Source organism: Blastococcus colisei, assembly GCF_006717095.1.
Lineage (GTDB): Bacteria > Actinomycetota > Actinomycetes > Mycobacteriales > Geodermatophilaceae > Blastococcus_B > Blastococcus_B colisei.
Genome location: NZ_VFQE01000001.1, coordinates 1,134,118 through 1,150,989, shown reverse-complemented (window position 1 = coordinate 1,150,989; position 16,872 = coordinate 1,134,118). Strand labels below are relative to the sequence as shown.

At 72.2% G+C, this 16,872-nt stretch carries 16 protein-coding genes; 4 read left to right on the top strand and 12 right to left on the bottom strand.

The window, feature by feature from the left end; genetic code table 11:
* Positions 1–4: 4 nt before the first annotated feature.
* On the top strand, positions 5–1,195 hold the full coding sequence (locus FHU33_RS05510) for a M28 family metallopeptidase (protein ID WP_211355007.1): 1,191 nt from the start codon (positions 5–7) through the stop codon (positions 1,193–1,195).
* Here FHU33_RS05510 and nucS read toward each other — a convergent pair.
* Positions 1,147–1,818: an endonuclease NucS gene (nucS, locus tag FHU33_RS05505; RefSeq protein ID WP_142024449.1), complete on the bottom strand. Its 672-nt coding sequence runs from the start codon at positions 1,816–1,818 to the stop codon at positions 1,147–1,149. The two genes, FHU33_RS05510 and nucS, sit on opposite strands and share 49 nt — an antisense overlap.
* Between nucS and FHU33_RS05500 the strand changes: the two genes are divergently transcribed.
* Positions 1,805–2,758, top strand: coding sequence for a hypothetical protein (locus FHU33_RS05500; RefSeq protein ID WP_211355006.1), 954 nt, complete (start codon positions 1,805–1,807; stop codon positions 2,756–2,758). The genes nucS and FHU33_RS05500 overlap by 14 nt on opposite strands.
* Positions 2,759–2,827: 69 nt before the next feature.
* Here FHU33_RS05500 and FHU33_RS05495 read toward each other — a convergent pair whose 3' ends face one another.
* The 3 genes from FHU33_RS05495 to FHU33_RS05485 form a co-directional block, all read right to left on the bottom strand.
* Positions 2,828–4,180, bottom strand: a complete 1,353-nt coding sequence (locus FHU33_RS05495) for a dicarboxylate/amino acid:cation symporter (RefSeq protein WP_142024448.1) — start codon at positions 4,178–4,180, stop codon at positions 2,828–2,830.
* A gap of 198 nt (positions 4,181–4,378) precedes the next feature.
* Complete coding sequence (locus FHU33_RS05490) at positions 4,379–5,149, bottom strand: enoyl-CoA hydratase-related protein (RefSeq protein WP_142024447.1); 771 nt, start codon at positions 5,147–5,149, stop codon at positions 4,379–4,381.
* 19 nt (positions 5,150–5,168) lie between these two features.
* Positions 5,169–7,199: a protein meaA gene (locus FHU33_RS05485; RefSeq protein ID WP_142024446.1), complete on the bottom strand. Its 2,031-nt coding sequence runs from the start codon at positions 7,197–7,199 to the stop codon at positions 5,169–5,171.
* 97 nt (positions 7,200–7,296) lie between these two features.
* On the opposite strand from FHU33_RS05485, the gene FHU33_RS05480 reads away from it, so the two are divergent.
* Positions 7,297–7,626 carry a hypothetical protein gene (locus tag FHU33_RS05480; RefSeq protein WP_142024445.1) on the top strand — a complete coding sequence of 110 codons (330 nt, stop codon included), beginning with the start codon at positions 7,297–7,299 and terminating at the stop codon, positions 7,624–7,626.
* Between the two features lie 4 nt (positions 7,627–7,630).
* Here FHU33_RS05480 and murA read toward each other — a convergent pair whose 3' ends face one another.
* On the bottom strand, positions 7,631–8,911 hold the full coding sequence (murA, locus tag FHU33_RS05475) for a UDP-N-acetylglucosamine 1-carboxyvinyltransferase (protein ID WP_142024444.1): 1,281 nt from the start codon (positions 8,909–8,911) through the stop codon (positions 7,631–7,633).
* Positions 8,912–8,984: 73 nt separating this feature from the next.
* Between murA and FHU33_RS05470 the strand changes: the two genes are divergently transcribed.
* Positions 8,985–9,605, top strand: a complete 621-nt coding sequence (locus FHU33_RS05470; protein WP_142024443.1) for a cob(I)yrinic acid a,c-diamide adenosyltransferase — start codon at positions 8,985–8,987, stop codon at positions 9,603–9,605.
* A gap of 61 nt (positions 9,606–9,666) precedes the next feature.
* Here the strand turns inward: FHU33_RS05470 and FHU33_RS05465 are convergent, their stop codons facing one another.
* The 7 genes from FHU33_RS05465 to atpA all read right to left on the bottom strand — a co-directional run bounded on the left by FHU33_RS05465 (position 9,667) and on the right by atpA (position 16,851).
* Complete coding sequence (locus tag FHU33_RS05465; RefSeq protein WP_142024442.1) at positions 9,667–10,068, bottom strand: DUF2550 domain-containing protein; 402 nt, start codon at positions 10,066–10,068, stop codon at positions 9,667–9,669.
* Positions 10,069–10,109: 41 nt separating this feature from the next.
* The gene (locus tag FHU33_RS05460) at positions 10,110–10,499 is read right to left on the bottom strand and encodes a F0F1 ATP synthase subunit epsilon (protein WP_142024441.1); all 390 of its coding nucleotides are present in this window, start codon (positions 10,497–10,499) and stop codon (positions 10,110–10,112) included.
* A gap of 283 nt (positions 10,500–10,782) precedes the next feature.
* A complete protein-coding gene (locus tag FHU33_RS05450) occupies positions 10,783–12,042 on the bottom strand; it encodes an RNA-guided endonuclease InsQ/TnpB family protein (protein ID WP_170182331.1) in 1,260 nt (419 codons plus the stop codon).
* A 257-nt stretch (positions 12,043–12,299) separates the two neighbouring features.
* Positions 12,300–12,497 (bottom strand): hypothetical protein, encoded by a 198-nt coding sequence (locus FHU33_RS05445; RefSeq protein ID WP_142024439.1) that lies wholly within the window; start codon positions 12,495–12,497, stop codon positions 12,300–12,302.
* Between the two features lie 208 nt (positions 12,498–12,705).
* Positions 12,706–14,151: a F0F1 ATP synthase subunit beta gene (atpD, locus tag FHU33_RS05440; RefSeq protein ID WP_142024438.1), complete on the bottom strand. Its 1,446-nt coding sequence runs from the start codon at positions 14,149–14,151 to the stop codon at positions 12,706–12,708.
* 75 nt (positions 14,152–14,226) lie between these two features.
* Positions 14,227–15,210, bottom strand: coding sequence for a F0F1 ATP synthase subunit gamma (locus tag FHU33_RS05435; protein ID WP_142024437.1), 984 nt, complete (start codon positions 15,208–15,210; stop codon positions 14,227–14,229).
* A gap of 3 nt (positions 15,211–15,213) precedes the next feature.
* A complete protein-coding gene (atpA, locus tag FHU33_RS05430; RefSeq protein ID WP_142024436.1) occupies positions 15,214–16,851 on the bottom strand; it encodes a F0F1 ATP synthase subunit alpha in 1,638 nt (545 codons plus the stop codon).
* Between the last annotated feature and the right edge of the window lie 21 nt (positions 16,852–16,872).

The window sequence follows — 16,872 nt, the reverse complement described above, 5'->3', positions numbered from 1 at the left end:
TGGCATGAGCGTCCCCGGCGAGGGTGCGTCGATCCGGCTCGGGGACCAGGTCTTCGAGTGGGCGGCGGACGGGCGAGCGGTGCGGCCGGCCCTGGTGACCCAGGTCGGCCGGTCGTTCCAGGTGCAGCACCCGGAGGTCCCGGTCCTCCTGGACCACGGGCGGCACCTGGTCGTCGACCTGGTCGCCGGCGGAGTGCCGGCTCCCCGGCGGCCCGAGGGGGCCGACGAGCACGCCGACTGGCGGATCGAGCACCTGCCGGCGGGCGCGGTCGTCGTCGTCGACCGCCCGTCCGTCGAGGCGGGGCCGGCGGACGACGACACGGCCGGCCTGCTGGCCGGCCTCTCGCCGCAGTCCTTCGACGAGTCGATGCGGTTCCTCACCGGGCTGCCGACGCGGCACTCGTGGAGCACCGGATTCGGCGAGGCGGCCGACTGGTCGTCGGACCGGCTGGCCGGCTCCGGCTTCGCGGTCACCCGGCACTCGATCACGGTGGGCACCGGGTCGAGCGCGAACGTCGTCGGTGAGCTGCCCGGGACGGGAACCGGTGACCGGGCCGTCGTCCTCGTGACCGCGCACCTCGACTCCGTCAACACCCCGGGTGGACCGTCGGCGCCGGCGCCGGGTGCCGACGACAACGGGAGCGGTTCGGCCGGCGCCCTGGAACTGGGCCGGGTGCTCGCCGGGCGGTCGTGGCGCCACGACCTGCGGGTGATCCTCTTCGGCGGCGAGGAACAGGGCCTGCACGGCAGCCGTCAGTACGTCGCGGCACTGGCCCCGCACGAGCGGGCACGGATCCGCGCGGTGCTGAACCTCGACATGGTCGGCTCGCTCAACACCGCGGCGCCGACCGTGCTGCTCGAGGGCGCGCCGTTGTCCGCGGCGTTGATCGACGACCTGGCCCGGGCGGCCGCGACCTGGACCGGACTCGCGGTGGAGACGTCGCTGAACCCCTTCGCCAGCGACCACGTGCCGTTCCTCGACGGCGGCATCCCCGCGGTGCTCACCATCGAAGGCGCCGACAGCGCGAACAAGAACATCCACAGCGACCGCGACGTCCTCGCGACGGTCACCACGGATCTGGCGATGCAGATCCTGCGGATGGACGCCGCCGCCCTGGCCGGCTGGCTCCAGCCGGTCGAGGCGGGTCAGAAGAGCCGGGCGGAAGGGTCGTCGGTGCCCTTGAGGACGGCGTAGTCGACGGTCACGCACTCGATGCCGCGGTCGGTGGCGAGCACCCGCGCCTGCGGCTTGATCTCCTGCGCGGCGAACACACCCTTGACCGGGGCCAGCAGCGGGTCGCGGTTGAGCAGTTCCAGGTACCGGGTGAGCTGCTCGACGCCGTCGATCTCGCCGCGCCGCTTGATCTCGACGGCGACGGTGGTCCCGCTCGCGTCGCGGCACAGCAGGTCGACCGGACCGATCGCCGTCGGGTACTCGCGGCGGACCAGCGACCAGCCGGCCCCGAAGGTCTCCACGTGCAGGGCGAGCAGGCGCTGGAGCTCGGCCTCGACGCCGTCCTTCTGCAGGCCGGGGTCGACACCCAGTTCGTGGGAGTGGTCGTGCTCGACCGCCTCGATCGTGATGATCAGCTGCTCGCCGGCCTTGTTCGTGACCGTCCAGGTGCCCGACCCGTCGGCCAGCTCGTCCCTGAGCGTGCAGGGCGGCGTCATCCAGTTCAGCGGCTTGTAGGCGCGGTCGTCGGCGTGGATGGACACCGAGCCGTCGGCCTTCACCAGCAACAGGCGGGTCGCCATGGGGAGGTGGGCGGTGAGCCGCCCGATGTAATCGACGGAGCAGCGGGCGATGACCAGGCGCACGGGCGCCGACGGTACCGGGCGCGGGAACCCTGCCCGCCGCCCCGTCGTCGACAGGAGCATGACGATCATGCGGGCGGCGCGGCCGGCCACGGCACTCGCCCTGGTCCTGGCCCTGACGGCGTGCGCCGAGCGGGGCGGCACGGCGAGTCCCGGCGACCCGGCGGCCCCGTCGTCGGTGGCGGCGCCGGAGGAGGGCCTGGTGCTCCAGGTGGAGCACACCGGTGGCTTCGTGACGCCGATGATGCTCGCCGCGCGGCTGCCGATCGTGAGCGTCTACGCCGACGGGCGGGTGATCACCGAGGGCCCCGTGCCGGCGATCTATCCCGGCCCGGCGCTGCCCAATCTGCAGGTGGCCGAGATCGAGCCCGGGCAGGTGACCGACGTCGTGGACCGGGCCCTGGCTGCCGGCGTCGACGAGACCGGCGACCTCGGCAGCCCGCCGATCGCCGATGTCCCGTCGACCCGGTTCACCCTCGTGACCGCATCGGACACCTACGTCCGCGAGGTCTACGCGCTCGGGGCGTCCTCCGACCTTCCCGGTCCCGCCGGCCCTCCCGACACCGGGATCACGCCGGAGCAGGCGGCAGCCCGGGAGGAGCTCAGCGACTTCCTCGCCTCGGTGACAGATCTGGGCCGCGCGACGGAGGCCTACGAGCCCGAGGCCGTCGCGGCGGTCGTCTCCCCGTGGGTGGACCCCGGCGACGACCTGCCGCAGCCGGAGCTGCCCTGGCCCGGTCCCGACCTGCCGGGCGAGCCGGTCGGCGGCCTCGGCGACGTCAGCTGCGTCACCGCGACCGGGGACCGGGCGCAGACACTGCTCGCCGCAGCCCGGGACGCCAACGCGACCACCCCGTGGGTCACCGACGACGGCAGGCGCTGGTCGGTGACCTTCCGTCCGCTCCTGCCCGGCGAGTCCGGCTGCGCCGACCTGACCGATTGATCCACGACGACGGCCGGCCCGGTCCCCCGCGAGGAGGACCGGACCGGCCGGGTCGTGCGGTCCTGCGGCTCAGACCGTGACGGGCTCCGGACGACGCAGGTCGACGTCCACACCTGCGCGCTCCTCGACCCGGGACAGCGGGTCGACGGTGGAGGTCGACCGGTAGCGCTCGACGTCGAGGATGCCCTCGCGCTTGGCCACGATGGTCGGCACGAGCGCCTGACCGGCGACGTTCACCGCGGTGCGGCCCATGTCGAGGATCGGGTCGACGGCCAGCAGCAGGCCGACGCCGGCCAGCGGGAGGCCCAGGGTGGACAGCGTCAGCGTGAGCATGACGACCGCGCCCGTCGTCCCCGCGGTGGCCGCGGAGCCGATGACCGAGACCAGCACGATCAGCAGGTAGTCGGTGAACGCCAGGTCCACGCCGAAGAACTGGGCCACGAAGATGGCGGCCAGGGCCGGGTAGATCGCCGCGCAGCCGTCCATCTTCGTCGTCGCGCCCAGCGGGACGGCGAACGAGGCGTAGGACCGCGGGACGCCGAGGTTCTGCTCGGTGACCCGCTCGGTCACCGGCAGCGTGCCGATCGAGGAGCGGGAGACGAAGGCCAGCTGGATGGCCGGCCATGCGCCCGCGAAGTACCGCAGCGGCGAGAGGCCGTGGGCGCGCAGGAGCACCGGGTAGACGACGAACAGCACCAGCGCGAGACCCGCGTAGACGGCGCCGGCGAAGACACCGAGCGAGCCGAGGGACTCCCAGCCGTACGTGGCGACCGCGTTGCCGATCAGGCCGACGGTGCCCAGCGGCGCGAGCAGGATGACCCACCAGAGCACCTTCTGGACGATGGCCAGTGCGGAACGGACGAAGCCGAGGAACGGCTCGGCCGCCTCGCCGACCTTGAGCGCGGCGATGCCGATCGCGGCCGAGAGAACGATCAACTGGAGCACGTTGAACGACAGCGCGCCCTCGGCCGAGCCCTGCAGGCCGAAGACGTTCTGCGGCACGAGCCCGTTGAGGAAACCCCACCAGGAGCCGGTGGTGCCCGGCTCGGTCTGCGCGGCGGCGTCCACCGAGCTGTTGCGGCCCGGCTCGGTGAGCAGGCCGAGGCCGATGCCGATCGCGACCGCGATCAGGGCGGTGATCGCGAACCACAGGAGGGTCTGACCGGCCAGGCGCGCGGCGTTCGAGACCTGCCTGAGGTTGGCGATGCTGACGATCACCGCGGTGACGATCAGCGGTGGGACGAGAGTCTTCAGCAGCGTGACGAAGGTGCTGCCGATGGTCTGGAGGGTGCTGGTCAGCCAGTTGGGCGAGCCGTCGGAGACGGCGCCCATCTCACGGGCGACGAGGCCGAGGGCGACGCCCACGACGAGGGCGAGGAGTACCTGCGCCGCGAACGGCACGCGGCGGAGACGAGCGAGCACGAGAGGGAGGGCCTTTCGAAGGATGGGGAGGGGACGACGAGCGCGGCCGGCGTCAACAGCCGGCGGTCGTCATCCGTCCGTAGTCCAGGGCACGCCGCTGCGTGAGGCCCCACAGGTTCTGCACGGAAGGGTCAATGCAACCCGTCGCCCGGTCATGCCGGGATGTGCGCCGATTCACGCTCCCGGGGGAATCCCGCGCTAGTCGGTCCAGACCGGACGGCGCTTCTCCAGGAACGACGCGCCCCACTCCGACGCCGACGGCAGCTGGCTGGCGGCAGCCATCACCTCGACCGCGATCGCGTAGGCGTCGCGCTCCGGTCGGTCCAGCTGGGCGTACATCGTCTGCTTGCCGAGCGCCTTGCTGGTCCGGGATCCCCGCGTCGCGCGACGCATCAGCTCGGTGACGGCACCGTCCAGTTCGTCGTCCGGCACCACCCGGTTCACCAGCCCCCAGTCCAGCGCCGTCCGGGCGTCGATCATGTCGCCGGTCAACGCGAGCTCCATGGCACGCTTGCGGCCCACGTTCCGCGCGATCGGCACCATCGGGGTGTGGCAGAACCAGCCGCCCTTGCCACCGGGAGCGGCGAAGCCGGCAGACTCCGCGGCGACCGCGAGGTCGCACGAGGCCACCAGCTGGCAGCCCGCAGCGACCGCGTGCCCCTGCACCCGCGCGACGACGACCTGGGGAACGCTCTCGATGGTCTGCATGAGCTGCGTGCAGAGCGCGAGCAGGCTGCGCACCTCGGGCAGCGGACGGTCCACGACGTCGCGGAAGTCGTGCCCCGCGCTGAACACCGGGCCCTCGGCCGCCAGCACGATCCCAGCAGCGTCGCCGGCACCGGCGTCGGTGAACGCGGCCAGCAGCTGCCCGACGTGCTCGCGCGAGAGCCCGTTGCGCCGGGCTCCCCGCGTCATCGTGATGCAGACGATGTCGCCGTTGCGCTCGACCCGGGGTGCGCCGTCAGTCATGGCCCGACGCTAGCCGACGTCAGACCGGCGTCGGCACCTTCTGGTCGGGGTGGGCGGGGAGGTCATGGGCCTCACGGATCACGTCGACGACATGACCCATGATCTCGGTCAGCCCGAAGTCCTTCGGCGTGAAGACCCGGGCCACGCCCTGCTCGCGCAGCCGGCGGGCGTCGCTGTCGGGGATGATCCCGCCGACGACGACCGGGACGTCGTCGAGTCCGGCGTCCTTGAGGCCCTGGAGCACGCTCGGGACCACCTGGAGGTGGGATCCGGACAGCACCGACAGACCGACCACGTGCACGTCCTCCTCGACCGCCGCGGAGACGATCTGCGCCGGGGTGAGGCGAATGCCCTGGTAGACCACCTCGAAGCCGGCGTCCCGGGCCCGCACGGCGATCTGCTCGGCGCCGTTGGAGTGCCCGTCGAGCCCGGGCTTGCCGACCAGGAAGCGCAGCCGCCCACCGATCTCCTCCCCGGTGGCACGGACCCGCTCGCGTACCTCGGTGAGGGTGGCGTCGGCCTCCCCGCCGCCGGTCGCCGCGGCGACGCCGGTAGGCGCCCGGTATTCACCGAACACCTCGCGCAGCACCCCGGCCCACTCCCCCGTCGTCACCCCGGCGCGGGCGCAGTCGAGGGTCGCGGCCATCAGGTTGACGTCGCTGCCCGCCGCCTCTCGCAGGGCGTCGAGCGCCTCGTCGCACCTTCCCTGGTCGCGCTCGGCGCGCCACGTCCGCACCGCCTCCTGCGCCGCGGCCTCCACGGCCGGGTCGACGACCATGATCGCCGTGTCGAGGTCGGCGGTGAGCGGATTGGGCTCGGTGGTCTCGAACTTGTTGACGCCGACGACGACGTCCGCGCCGCTCTCGATCCGGCGGCGGCGCTCGGCCAGCGAACCGACCATCGCGCTCTTCATGTAGCCGGACTCGACCGCCGCGACGGCGCCGCCCATCTCCTCGACACGCGCCATCTCGGCCCTGGCGCCCTCGATGAGCCCGGCGACCTTTCGCTCGACGACGACCGACCCGGTGAACAGGTCCTCGTACTCGAGCAGGTCGGTCTCGTAGGCCAGCACCTGCTGGAGCCGGAGCGACCACTGCTGATCCCACGGCCGGGGCAGCCCGAGCGCCTCGTTCCAGGCCGGCAGCTGCACAGCACGGGCTCGCGCGTCGCGGGACAGCGTCACCGCGAGCATCTCGAGCACGATCCGCTGGACGTTGTTCTCCGGCTGCGCCTCCGTCAGCCCCAGGGAGTTGACCTGCACCCCGTAGCGGAAGCGGCGGTGCTTGGGGTCCTCGACGCCGTAGCGCTCCTTCGTCAGCTCGTCCCAGAGCTGGGTGAAGGCACGCATCTTGCACATCTCCTCGACGAAGCGGACGCCCGCGTTGACGAAGAAGGAGATGCGCGCGACGACCTCGCCGAACTTCTCCTGCGGCACCTGCCCGGAGTCACGGACGGAGTCGAGGACGGCGATGGCCGTGCTGATGGCGTAGGCGATCTCCTGCTCCGGCGTGGCCCCGGCCTCCTGCAGGTGGTAGCTGCAGATGTTGATGGGGTTCCACTTCGGCATGGTCGTCACCGTGTAGGCGACCATGTCGGTGATCAGCCGCATCGACGGAGCCGGCGGGAAGACGTAGGTCCCCCGCGACAGGTACTCCTTGATGATGTCGTTCTGCGTCGTCCCCGCGAGCGTGCTGACGTCGTGGCCGTGCTCCTCCGCGACCGCCTGGTAGAGCGCGAGCAGCCACATCGCGGTCGCGTTGATCGTCATCGACGTGTTCATCTCGTCGAGCGGGATGCCGTCGAAGAGCGCGCGCATGTCGCCGATGTGGGTGACCGGGACGCCGACCTTGCCGACCTCACCGACGGCGAGCTCGTCGTCGGGGTCGTAGCCGGTCTGCGTGGGCAGGTCGAAGGCGACCGAGAGACCGGTCTGCCCCTTCGCCAGGTTGCGCCGGTACAGGGCGTTGGACTCGGCCGGCGAGGAGTGTCCGGCGTAGGTGCGCATGACCCACGGACGGTCACGCTCCTCCGGCGACGAAGGGAACGGCATACCGGCGGAGTGTAGGGCGGTTACCCGCCGGTAGCAGCTCCGGCCGGGGAGCGTGACCGGTGGCACACTCGAACGGGGTCGCGGACAGGAGGTCGGCATGCCGATCGGCGCGGGCAGCAGCCTGCACTACCTCGTGGGACCGGTGATCGCATTCATCGTCCTGGCCCTGATCGCGCTCTTCCTGCGCTGGGCGTTCGGCACCGGGTACGGACGAGGGGCACCGACGCCGCCGGTGGAGGAGGGCCTGCTCACCCTGGTGGCCACTCTCTCCCGCAGGGAGTCGGCGCTCGCGCTGCGCGCGGTGCTCTCCGACGCAGGGATCCGGTCGACCGTGCGGTGCCCGGCTCCGCACCGGGCCGACGTGTTCGTGTTCCCGGAGGACGCCGCCCGCGCCCGCTCCCTGGCCTCCACCTTTCCCGGCCCCTGACGGGTCAGCCGGGTCGCTGCGTCCGCTCGACCCGCGCCCCGAGCCCCTGCAGCTGCTGGACGAAGTCCGGGTATCCACGGTCGACGTGGTGCACCTCCTGCACCTCGGTGACGCCGTCGGAGACCAGCCCGGCCAGCACCAGCCCGGCACCGGCACGGATGTCGGTGGCGACGACCGGCGCGCTGGACAGCCGCTCCCGCCCGCGGACGACGGCGTGGTGACCGTCGATGCGTACGTCGGCCCCCAGCCGCACCAGCTCGTTGACGAACATGAACCGGCCCTCGAAGACGTTCTCCGTGATCAGGGCCGTCCCGGTCGAGACCGCGGCGAGCGCGACCGCCATCGGCTGGAGATCGGTCGGGAAGCCGGGGAAGGGCAGCGTCACGATGTCGACGCAGCGCGGCCGCTCGGTCATGGCGACCCGTAGGCCGTCGGACCGCGCCTCGACCGTCGCCCCGGCGTCGGCGAGCTTGTCCAGCGCCACCGCGAGGTGCTCGGCGACGGCCCGTTCGATGACGACGTCGCCACGTGTCATCACCGCGCCGACCGCCCAGGTGCCCGCCACGATGCGGTCGGGCACGGTCGTGTAGCTCACCGGCGAGAGCGCCTCCACGCCTTCGACGGTGATCGTCGAGGTACCGGCCCCCTCGATGTGGGCGCCCATGGCGCGCAGCATCGAGCAGAGGTCGACGATCTCCGGCTCGCGCGCGGCGTTGTCGATGACGGTGGTCCCGCCGGCGAGCACCGCGGCCATGACCAGGTTCTCGGTGGCGCCCACCGACGGGAAGTCCAGCCAGATCGACGTCCCGGACAGCCGGGGCGCCGTGGCCACCAGGAAGCCGTGCTCGCTGACGATCGTGGCACCCAGCCGCTCCAGGCCCGCGATGTGCATGTCGAGCCCGCGGGAGCCGATGGCATCGCCGCCCGGCAGTGCCACGCGGGCGCTGCCGCAGCGGGCCACCAGCGGCCCCAGCACGCTGATGGAGGCGCGCATCCTGCGGACGAGGTCGTAGTCGGTCTCGGTGGACGGCTTGTCGGGGACGTCGATCAGCACCCGTCCCCCGCCACCACCCCCGGCCGTGCGCTGGTAGTCCACCTCGCAACCCAGCCGGCGCAGCACCTCGCCCATGATCGCGACGTCGAGGATGTCGGGGACCTCGTCGATCGTGGTCCGGCCGGGCGCGAGCAACGCGGCCGCCATGAGCTTGAGCGCGCTGTTCTTGGCACCGGTGACCCGTACCCGCCCGGTCAGGGCGGTGCCGCCGGTCACCTCGAAGCACTCCACCGGACCACCCTACGGCGGGCGGCCACCGCCGCCCGGCCGGAGCCGGTGCGCACCGGGTCCTAGGCTGCGGAGCATGACCGTCCGGCTCACCCGCATCTACACGAAGACCGGCGACGCCGGCCAGACCCACCTCGGCGACATGAGCCGGGTCGCCAAGACCGATCCACGTCTGGTCGCCTATGCCGACGTGGACGAGGCCAACAGCGTGCTCGGGACCGTGCTGGCGCTGGGCGCCCCGGACCCCGCCGTCGTCGACCTGCTGCGCAGCATCCAGAACGACCTGTTCGACGTCGGCGCGGATCTCTGCACGCCGATCACCCCGGACCCGAAGTACCCGCCGCTGCGGGTGACGTCGGCCTACACCGAGCGGCTGGAGGCGGCCTGCGACGAGTACAACGCGTCGTTGCCGAAGCTCGACAGCTTCATCCTCCCCGGCGGCACCCCGGCCGCGGCGCTGCTGCACCAGGCGCGCGTGGTGGCCCGGCGGGCCGAGCGCAGCGTGTGGGCCCTGTTGGAGGTCGACGCCGAGCGCACCAACGCCGAGACCGCCCGCTACCTCAACCGGCTCTCGGACCTGCTGTTCATCCTGTCCCGGGTCGCCAACCCCGACGGCGACATCCTCTGGGAGCCGGGAGCGCACAGCGGTGCCCACACCCAGCGCGCGGCCGCAGCTCGGGCCACCACGACCGACTGATCGGCCCCCTGCAGGGCCCCGCCGCGAGCGTGCGAGTGGTGGGTGGCAGGGGGTCCTTCCGCTAACTGCCGGGTGGGGCCGACTCCACCCAGGACAGGAAGCCGGTCACCGTCGAGCTGTCCATCGCCAGCTCGCGCGGCCCTTCCGGGGTAGCGATGGCGAGGACCACCACGTCCGAGGGCAGGGCGAGGTCGTCCCGCCCCGCGCTGCGGCGGGACTCCACGCGCAGGCCCGAGCGGCAGAAGCGTTCGTGCGGCCGGACGGCGAGGGAGAGCCCGCGGTACCAGAGGAGCATGTCGCCGGCATACCAGGCGACGCCCACCGACCAGCGGGCCGAGCCGACGGGACGCAGCCACATGGTGACCGCGCCGAGGCCGGAGAGCAGGAAACGGCGGCGCAGCAGGAAGGCGACGACCAGCGCTACGACGAGACCGCCGAGCAGGACCAGCAGGACCGTGTTCACGGGGCGACCGGCTACGACGCGGATCGGTCAGCGGGGGTGGATCAGGCGCTCTCGCCGGCTGCCCGCAGGCGGGACTGCGCACGACGGGCCGCGTCGACGGCCTCCGGGTCGTCCCCGTTGCCCTCGGCACGACGCAGCGCCTCGCGCGCCCGCTCGACGTCGATCTCGCCGGCGATCTCCGCCGTCTCGGCGAGGATCGACACCCCCCGCTCGGTCACCGAGAGGAACCCGCCGTGAGCGGCGACCACGACGTCCTCGCCGGATTCGGTGCGGATCGTGACCACGCCGCCTCCGGCCAGCTCGCCCAGCAGCGGTGCATGACCGGGCAGCACGCCCAGCTCACCCTCGGTCGTGCGGGCGATGACCATCGTCGCCTCGCCGGACCAGATCTTCCGCTCGACGGCCACCAACTCGACCTGCAGGGTCGCCACGACACTCCTCGGGATCACGGACGGGGCCTCCACTCTAGTGCCGTGTCAGGCAAGGTTCGCCCGGGGGGCGGTGCCTGATCCTCGCGGCGGGTGCCGGCGAGCGACTCCCCGGAACCAGGACCGGTTGCGGGGCGGGCCACGGCGGGCCAGATGGACCCGCCGCCGCGACCCACCGGATCGGTGGGGATCGGCCGGCCGGGGGGCCGGCTGATCAGTCCGCGACGGGGATCACGCCGGGACCGGCCGGCACCGGGCAGGTGCCGGCCGGCTCGACGGTGCGTGGTCACCGGCGACGAACCGCCGACGACAGGTCCACCACCGGTGCCGCCACCGGCGACGGCGGTGGTGCGGGTGGCGATGTTGGCGGCACCGACCAGATCGCGGTGCCCGGTGAACCGGCAGTGCCGGCAGTCAAAGACCCGCCCCCGCGGCTTGGCCACGCGGCGGCGCACGCCGGGCAGGTGGAGGAGGTGCCCCGCTCGTCGACCAGCTCGACGGCGATGCCGGCCTGTGCGGCCTTGTCGGCCAGCGCCCGCAGCAGGTCACCGACGGCCCAGTCGCGGACGGCCTTGTTCTGCCGCCGCCCGGCGTCGCGGGCCAGCACGCCGCGCGGATCGCCCACGGCCAGGGTGCCGATCCGCTGCCCGACGGCCCAGGACACGACCGCCTTGGCGGCTTCGTGCCGGGCCTGGCCGAGTCGCCGGCGGTGCCGGCCCTCCAGCGCGCGGCCGCGCCGGCGGAACTGCTTCCACCGCCGGGAGCCGCGCTGCCCCCGGGCCGGGGCGCGTCGGGCGGCGGCGCGGGCGCGGGCCTTGGCCTCGGCCAGGTGCAGCCGGTGCTCGGCCCGCAGCGCCCGCCCCGACACCAGCAGCGCCGCCTCCGGCCCCTCGCCGCCGCCGGGAGCGAGAACGGCATAGGGATGGATGATGCCCAGATCCACGCCGGCGACCCGAGCCGGATCCGGGCCCGCCCCCGCCGGGTAGACCGCGACCGGGACCTCGGCGGTGACCTCCAGGCACAGCCGCCGCCCAGCACACGTCAGCCGCACCGAGCGCACCTGTTCCGCGGGGTACGGGAGCGGGCGGGCCAGCCGCACCCACAACGGCGGGCGGCCGCGAGCCACCGGCAGCCGCACCCGCCCGCCGGTCACGGTGAAGGTGCCGGCGTAGAAGCGGACCGGCACCAGCCCCCGCCGCCGGCGCGGAAACCGCGCCGTCTCGTCGCCGGCCCGGCGGCGTCGGGCCGCGCTCATCCACGCATCCGAGTAGGCCCGCAGCACCGACCGGGCGCCCACGGTGGACAGCTCACCGAAGGTGCCCTCCCCGGCGGCGGCCAGCTCCCGGCACAGCTCCTGATAGCCCACGATCGGCCGGTCACCACGCTGCCGGCGCCAGCGGTTGAGCAGCAGCACCGCCGCCCACACATCCCCACCCGACCGCAGCAACCCGAACAGCCGCCGCCGCTGACCGACCGTCACCCGCAGCGCCACCCGCGCCGTCCGGTACACCACCGGCGGCGCGGACGACTCCCGACGACGAGGCACGCCCGCACCCTGCCCCACACCACCGACAAAACCGCGAGCCGTCATCGACGGCAAACATTGCCGGCCGCGGTACTAGCGAGGCGATCGGCACCGGCCCCGTCCAGGGCACCGCCCCGAGCATGCGAGGGGTGGGGAGGACGGGTTCCTTGTACGAGCGCCATGTCGTCGTCGAGCATGCGCAGCCCCGGGCCAGCTCCCCGGCACGGGCCGCTTCGGCCGCGCTGAGCCTGCGAAGGGCGGAGCGGAAGGGGTCGTGGTCAGGCGGCCCGGCGGTACAGCAGCGTCCAGCGACCGAGCCGGACCCAGGGACGTCGGACGGTCGAGGCGGGGGCCCACTCGTCGGTGCCGAAGGGTTCCCCGTCGACCGACTGCACCGGCGCGTACGGGGGCCAGGTCCAGCCGGGGTCGGCACTGTCGGATTCCACGTTCGCTCGCATGGCGTCGTCCAGGTCCACGTCGATCCTCGTCACGGTGCCCGGGGCTCGGGCTCATCGGTCGAATGGTCGGCACCCCGAGGGCTGACCAGGAGGAACAGTAGCCCCGATCCACTCACTCGGGTGACGGCCCGTCCCCCCGATCAGGGGATCCGGAGCCTCATCGGGCGCACAACGGCGGACGGCCGGGCCCCGAAGAGGAGCCCGGCCGTCCGGTCGTCGTGGCGGATCAGCCCTTCTTGAGCCGCTCCGCGTTCTTCTCGAGGTCCTCGAGCCCACCCTGCATGAAGAAGGCCTGCTCCGGCAGGTGGTCGTAGGTGCCCTCGGTCAGGGCCTTGAAGGCCTCCAGCGTCTCGGACAGCGGGACGAACGAGCCCGGCTGCCCGGTGAACGCCTCGGCCACGAACATGTTCTGCGAGAGGAATCGCTCGATGCGCCGGGCCCGGTTGACCGTGACCTTGTCCTCCTCACCGAGCTCGTCGATGCCGAGGATGGCGATGATGTCCTGCAGCTCCTGGTACCGCTGCAGGATCCGCTTCACGGTCTGGGCGATCTGGTAGTGCTCCTCGCCCACGTACTGCGGGTCGAGGATCCGGCTGGTCGAGTCCAGCGGGTCCACGGCCGGGTAGATGCCCTTCTCCGAGATCGGCCGCGAGAGCACGGTCGTCGCGTCGAGGTGGGCGAAGGTGGTGTGCGGCGCCGGGTCGGTGATGTCGTCGGCGGGCACGTAGATCGCCTGCAGCGAGGTGATGGACCGGCCCCGGGTCGAGGTGATCCGCTCCTGCAGCTCGCCCATCTCGTCGGCCAGGGTCGGCTGGTAGCCCACGGCGGACGGCATGCGGCCGAGGAGCGTCGAGACCTCGGACCCGGCCTGGGTGAACCGGAAGATGTTGTCGATGAAGAGCAGCACGTCCTGGTTCTGCTCGTCACGGAAGTACTCGGCCATGGTCAGCGCCGAGAGCGCCACCCGCAGACGGGTGCCCGGCGGCTCGTCCATCTGGCCGAACACCAGCGCGGTGGCCTCGATGACGCCGGACTCCGTCATCTCCGTGATGAGGTCGTTGCCCTCGCGGGTGCGCTCGCCGACCCCGGCGAACACCGACACACCACCGAACTCCTGAGCGACCCGGCGGATCATCTCCTGGATGAGAACGGTCTTGCCGACACCGGCGCCGCCGAACAGGCCGATCTTCCCGCCCGCCACGTACGGCGTGAGCAGATCGATGACCTTGATACCGGTCTCGAGCAGCTCGGTGCGCCCCTCGAGCTGGTCGAAGCGGGGCGCGTGCCGGTGGATCGACCAGCGCGTGGCGTCCGCGCCGTAGCCGGGCTCGTCCAGGCACTCGCCGAGGGTGTTCCACACGTGGCCCTTGGTGACGTCACCCACGGGGACGGTGATGGACTCCCCCGTGTCGCGCACCTCGGCGCCGCGCACGAGGCCGTCGGTCGGCGCCATGGAGATGGTGCGGACAACACCCTCGCCGAGGTGCTGGGCGACCTCGAGGGTCAGGATCTTGCCCAGGTCGGCCAGCGTGACCTCGACCTTCAGGGCGTTGAACAGGTCGGGCATCGCGTCGCGGGGGAACTCGACGTCGACGACCGGTCCGGTGACCCGTACGACACGGCCCGCGGCCTGCGTCTGCTGGTTGATCGGACGGTCCTCGGTGACGGTCATCTGTACTGCTCTCCTGCCCTCGGGCTGCGGTGGTCTCGCGTGTTCGGGTGGTTCATGTCGGGCGCTCGGCCCGACTCAGTCGCCGGCACCGGCGGACACCAGCGCGTCGGAGCCACCGACGATCTCACTGATTTCCTGGGTGATCTCGGCCTGGCGGGCCTGGTTGGCCTGCCGGGAAAGGTTCTTAGCCAGCTCCTCGGCGTTGTCCGAGGCCGACTTCATCGCGCGGCGCCGCGACGCCGACTCCGAGGCGGCCGCCTCGAGCATCGCCGCGTAGATCCGGGTGGTGACGTACTTCGGCAGCAGCGCGTCGAGGAGCCCCTCGGCGGACGGCTCGAACTCGTAGGACGTCGGGACGCCGGAGTCGCCGGAACCGCCGCTCGCTGCGCTCGATTCCCTGTCCTCCCGCTCGTAGTCGAACTCCTCGACCTCCTCCACCTCCAGCGGTGCCATCCGCTTGGCGACGGGCACCTGGGAGAGGAGCGAGCGGAACTCGGTGTAGACGATGTGCAGCTCGTCCACGCCCAGGATGCCGTCGGCACCTGCGTCGCCGTCCTCGTCGTCCTCACCCGCGGTGAAGACGTCGATGAGCGCGGAGCCGACCCTCTGCGCGTCCTCGTAACCGGGCTGCTCCGAGAAGCCGGTGAAGGTCTCGGCCATCTCGCGGTCGCGGAAGGAGTAGTACGTCTCCCCCTTGCGGCCGACCACGTAGAGGACCGGCTCCTTGCCCTCCTGCCGCAGCAACGAGAGCAGCTCTTCCGTGCGCCGCAGGACGTTGACGTTGTACGAGCCGGCGAACCCGCGGTCGGAGGTGATCACGAGGACCGCCGCACGACGCGGGTTCTGCCGCTCGCTCAGCAACGGGTGGTCCAGCGACGCCGACGACGCCAGCGCCGAGAGCACCCGCGTGATCTCCCGGGCGTAGGGCTTGGACGCCTCGACCCGGGCCTGGGCGCGCACGATGCGGGCACCGGCGATCAGCTCCTGGGCCGAGAAGATCTTCTTCGTCGACTGGGTGGAGCGGATGCGGCGCCGCAGCGCGCGGAGGGAGGCTGCCATGGGTCAGGCCTTCTTCTTGACCTGGACGCGCTCCTGGCCACGCTCGGACGCATCCATCGCCTCGGCCTCGGGCTCGTTGACCTTGAGCGACTCGCCCTCACCGGTCGTGAACTGCCCGTAGAACGCCTCGACCGCACGCTCCAGGCCCTGCACCGTGTCGTCCTCGAGCTTCTTCGACGTCCGGATGGTGTCGAAGATGCCGTTGTCGCCACGGGCGACGAAGTCGAGGAACTCGGACTCGAAGCGCCGGACGTCGCTCACCGGCACGACGTCGAGCTTGCCGGTCGTGCCCAGCCACAGCGAGACGACCTCGCGCTCGACCGGGTACGGCGAGTACTGCCCCTGCTTGAGCAGTTCGACGAGGCGCATGCCGCGGTCCAGCGTGGCGCGGCTGGAGGCGTCGAGGTCGGAGGAGAAGGAGGCGAAGGCCTCCAGCTCGCGGTACTGCGCGAGGTCGAGACGCAGGCGGCCGGCGACCGACTTCATGGCCTTGATCTGGGCCGAGCCACCGACGCGGGACACCGAGATGCCGACGTTGATGGCCGGGCGCACACCGGAGTTGAACAGACCGGTCTCGAGGAAGATCTGCCCGTCGGTGATCGAGATGACGTTGGTCGGGATGTAGGCCGACACGTCGTTGCCCTTGGTCTCGACGAGCGGCAGCCCGGTCATGGAACCCGCGCCCAGCTCGTCGGACAGCTTCGCGCAGCGCTCCAGCAGGCGGGAGTGCAGGTAGAAGACGTCCCCGGGGTAGGCCTCGCGGCCCGGCGGGCGGCGCAGCAGCAGCGAGACCGCGCGGTAGGCCTCGGCCTGCTTGGACAGGTCGTCGAACACGATCAGGACGTGCTTGCCCTCGTACATCCAGTGCTGGCCGATGGCCGAGCCGGCGTAGGGGGCGATGTACTTGAAGCCCGCGGCCTCCGACGCGGGGGCGGCGACGATGGTCGTGTACTCCATCGCGCCGGCCTCCTCGAGGGCGGTGCGGATCGCCGCGATGGTCGAACCCTTCTGACCCACGGCGACGTAGATGCAGCGAACCTGCTGGGCCGGGTCGCCGGTGGCCCAGGCTTCCTTCTGGTTGATGATCGTGTCGGTGACGATCGCCGTCTTGCCGGTCTGGCGGTCGCCGATGACCAGCTGGCGCTGCCCGCGACCGATCGGGGTCATCGCGTCGATGGCCTTGATGCCGGTCTGCATCGGCTCGTGCACCGACTGCCGCTGCACCACGGTGGGTGCCTGGAGCTCCAGCGCGCGGCGGCCGGTGGTCTCGATGGGACCGCCACCGTCGATCGGGTTGCCCAGCGGGTCGACGACACGGCCGAGGTAGCCGTCGCCGACGGGCACCGAGAGCACCTCGCCGGTGCGGCGGACCTGCTGGCCCTCCTCGATGCCGGAGAAGTCACCCAGCACCACGACGCCGACCTCGCGCACGTCGAGGTTCAGCGCCAGACCACGAACGCCGCTCTCGAACTCGAGCAGCTCGTTGGTCATGACCGAGGGCAGTCCCTCGACACGGGCGATGCCGTCGCCGGCCTCGGTGACCGTGCCGACCTCCTCGCGGGAGATGTCGGGGCTGTACTCGGTGACGTAGCTCTGGATGGCACTGCGGATCTCGTCTGCGGAGATCGTCAGCTCGGCCATGGGTCGTCCTCTTCCCTGCGG